Here is a 3,663-nt window from a genome sequence, read left to right as displayed (position 1 = left end):
AGTGCGAGCGGGCGAGCGTGATTGTCCGTAGGACAATCCGCTGAGCAAGAGAGCTCTTACCTTTGATTTCAAACCAGTTTGAGCATCTTTGTTTTTATATGCTGTTGTAAAACGTTTTGCTTAGGCCTCTTTTTTACCGTTGATAATCTCCTAATACTGGAAACCAAAGAGAATTGATCAAAAGGAAATGTGGACTACAAAAGCGCTTACTCTAATATTGTCGAACTTGTTGATTCATTGATAAAAATTAAAATATCAAAATCCTCTGTCAAGTCGGTTTTATAAAATTCATTTTGAGTTTTCAATGTACCAACATTCCTTAGGGATAATTCTCCAAGTATCCATTCTGCCAATGCCGAATTTTCTTTCTTGACCTTTCGCAAATCAAGTAGGAATATCGGTTCATCTATTTGCTCGAAGAAAAGTTCGTAGGAGCCTGCCGGGGCTTGTTGTGCTGCATGAGATGATAAGCGATTATCACCAACGGCAGTATATTCTCCGTGACCAAAGGTGAATCCGATACTTAGATAATTAGAACCAAGACTATCAGATAAAAATTTTCCCATACTGTTACCAGTTTCCTTAATATGACCATTATGGCCCCAAAGTACCAACTTAGAATTTTGAGGCTGTGATTTGATCCACAGTACATTTTCTGCCATATATCGATCTCTCTCATTTCCTTTAGATAAATACTGCTCAATTATTCGAAGATTTTGGAATGCCCAGTCTTTTTCCTTTATATCAAATTTGGGAAGATCAGCTTGTAGTTTCGATACGATAGCACTTGCTTTACCATGAGAATTCTGTACATCATTACCCTCTTTATAATTCTTAAGAAGTGCCGATAATTCATTTATGCTGTCTAACACAGCGGGATTTCCGCTATAAGCCTGGTGTAGTTCGGCGACAGGGCCTTCATAGAACTGCATATCAAAGCCGGTAAATTTTATCTTGTGGTTGGTTTGGTTAAAATCTTTCATCCATTCTACCATATCAAGAACCTCCTTTGTTCTCCAGGTCCAGAAATACATACCCTTGATAAGATCAACCGGGTTGCCCTTTCCTTCAATTGTATAGTTATTGATGTTGTAACTCTCCGGCATATTGGACTCTATGGAGAAAACATCAAAGTCTTTTCTTTCCGCCAAATATCTCACTATGCGATGTTTCATCTTAAAAATCTCACTGGAGCCGTGGGTTGTCTCACCAAGTCCAACAACCTGTGCGTCACCAATAAGTTCCCCAATTATTTCCAAGTCCTCACTTACTGTTTCAGGATCAAAACTACTGAGGGATTCTACCTGTTGTTTAAGCCATGTAAGTTCCTCTTGTGTAGGTTCTCGCAGCACCGGCTCTACATCCTCGTATTTCTGTCCATCAATATAAACTTCAAAATCATCAAACCAAACAGTTCCTTCACCCGTGAATAAACCGCCAAGGTTTATTCTAGTTACAGTTGTGTCAATAGGAAGTTTGATGGTGACTTCCGTCCAATCGTTCGTTCCTATGAGGCCTCTTTCGCTCATATTGTCAAAAGCTTTAGTGCCTTCCTCGTTAGCTGCCGACATCCAGAGGCCTGCATATCCATCTGTGACCCCAGTCGTTTTAACTTTTCCCTTGAATTCAAGAGTTTTTCCCTTGGACAAACTTGCCGGAAATGATACCGAGCTCATCCCAAAGCTTTCCTCATCCGTAACTTCAGTCTCAAATCTTAAGCTCTTACCAGATTTAAAGACAATATTTGTATCAATCGTAGCTTTGTATGGAGGGTTTCCGATATACCAGCCACTGGGACTATCGGTTCCTTCGGTAACGGTTTCAAAATCTAGATTTAAATATTCCTGAGAGAAAAAGATCTGTGTAGCTAATAAAAATGCAATAGTTAACTTCTGTTTCATAAAATTTAGTTGAAATGTATCAATGTTTTTATTATTTTTTTCTGATCCTGTAGGATTTTTGATATCGTGAGCTGTTAAGAGATCCAATTGATCAAGAAGTACGATTAAATCTTGACTTTTCCGAACTCTGGACATACAATAGCCTTTATTTTATAAATCAATTTAGACGTCCTGCACCTTTTAGAAGCTGAACTTTTATTGTACCTACACTACATCTCCAAACTCTTCCTTTTTGTCGGATCATTTTAAAAAATTGGAAGCCTCTGTAGTTTTTACGAAGATAATCCCATCATAAGCATCACCTAATTTTTCTTTTTCGACCATTTTAGGATCGTAATTAGCGCCAATTGCGCGATAGTAAACTTTGGAAGTTAAAAAATCAGCAAGAGCTGAGTTCTCACTCACTGACTTAAAATCTAAAAAGTAAATTTCAAATGCTGCCGAATTAAATACTTCAGAACTGGTATTTTTCATAGGCTTATTAATTGAAAAAACTCCAATCTTTCTTTCGTTAACATCCACAGCATTGAAATTACCACTTCCAAAGTCGAAACCAAGACTGTAATATTTATTACCATACTTTTCTTTCAAGTGATGTCCCATTGAAGAATCATTAGTAAATGTGATATCATTCTTTTTAATATGAAAATTATGAGACCATACAAATACTTTGTCATCCTTCTCATTTGACGACAAAATGCGATCGACGTTGTTGAACATCATTTCATCCCTAACCTCCTGGGTAGGTTCAATTTGAAAATTTACATATTGTTGAACAGAAGAAATTAGACGAAATAAAGCACCTGAATTATTATCAGATGAGGCTTCCAATGAAGATAACAGTTGTTGCAGCTCTTCAGAATGTTCTTTTAATTTCCTTTTGGTCAAATTTTTTGCTTTGTCTCTAGAAATATAGAAATTAAGTACTCTGACAAATTCTGAATTTATCCCTAACGGTGTCTTTTGTAGATATTTTTTTGATAGAGACGCAGATTTAGTAGGATCCATCACGTCTATACCGTAAAAATTAATTTGCTCTGATGGTCCTCTCGCCTCATTAAAACTTCTCATCCATTCGATTACAGCAAGCATCTCTTCCGTGTTCCAAATCCAATATCCTATTTCTTGCAGCAACAGTTTTGGGTCGTAATTTTTTCCTTTTATATATTGGTCAATCTTTAAGCAGTTACCGTAACTAGCTTCAATTGCAAAGTGTTTTACTCCTTTATTCTCGACGAGGTACTTGAAAAATTTTAACTTTAACTGAAAAAACTCCTTGGTTCCATGTGTAGCTTCTCCAAAGCCAAAAATCCGTACTTGGCCGAAAACATCTTTAAATTTCTCTGATTCTTCTAAACTACTATGAAGATCAGCATTTTCAATTTTAATTGCTTTCTGATTTATTTGCTCAACCACTTGTGCCTTTTGAGCATTTAGTGGAAGTCCAAAAATTGAAAACAGGACGACTAACAAGAAATATCTATTCATACTTGAAAATTAGTTTGATTCAACTCGAATTTGATTTATATATTTTCTTTAATTTTTAAAAGTTTGCTTAAAAAAATTTCTTGAACAATTCGCAGTTATTGACGTGGTTTTGTAACTAGAAATTCTTATAATTCTGACTAACGTCAAATTTGTTGGTTTATAATCAACCAGTTCGTATTAAATAATTACCCACTTATTTTCCCATTTTTCTCTGTCCGCTATTTGACGTTAGCCGAAGAAATTAATGGAGTTTCTTCATGTGGGGAATGTTTTA

General features: G+C 35.9%; 2 protein-coding genes. Both read right to left on the bottom strand.

The window, feature by feature from the left end:
* Positions 1-206: 206 nt before the first annotated feature.
* On the bottom strand, positions 207-1,901 hold the full coding sequence (locus RM549_RS19155; RefSeq protein WP_311687694.1) for an erythromycin esterase family protein: 1,695 nt from the start codon (positions 1,899-1,901) through the stop codon (positions 207-209).
* A gap of 240 nt (positions 1,902-2,141) precedes the next feature.
* Complete coding sequence (locus RM549_RS19150; RefSeq protein WP_311687692.1) at positions 2,142-3,389, bottom strand: erythromycin esterase family protein; 1,248 nt, start codon at positions 3,387-3,389, stop codon at positions 2,142-2,144.
* Positions 3,390-3,663: the final 274 nt, after the last annotated feature.

Source organism: Autumnicola patrickiae, from assembly GCF_031846525.1.
Taxonomy (GTDB): Bacteria; Bacteroidota; Bacteroidia; order Flavobacteriales; family Flavobacteriaceae; genus Autumnicola; species Autumnicola patrickiae.
The sequence above is the reverse complement of the archived record's forward strand: the minus strand, read 5'-3'. Positions and strand labels throughout refer to the sequence as shown.

What these genes read in the sequence shown, in the direction of transcription:
- RM549_RS19155 (WP_311687694.1), bottom strand. Translation starts at nt 1,901, where the DNA reads ATGAAACAGAAGTTAACTATTGCATTTTTATTAGCTACACAGATCTTT.
- RM549_RS19150 (WP_311687692.1), bottom strand. Translation starts at nt 3,389, where the DNA reads ATGAATAGATATTTCTTGTTAGTCGTCCTGTTTTCAATTTTTGGACTT.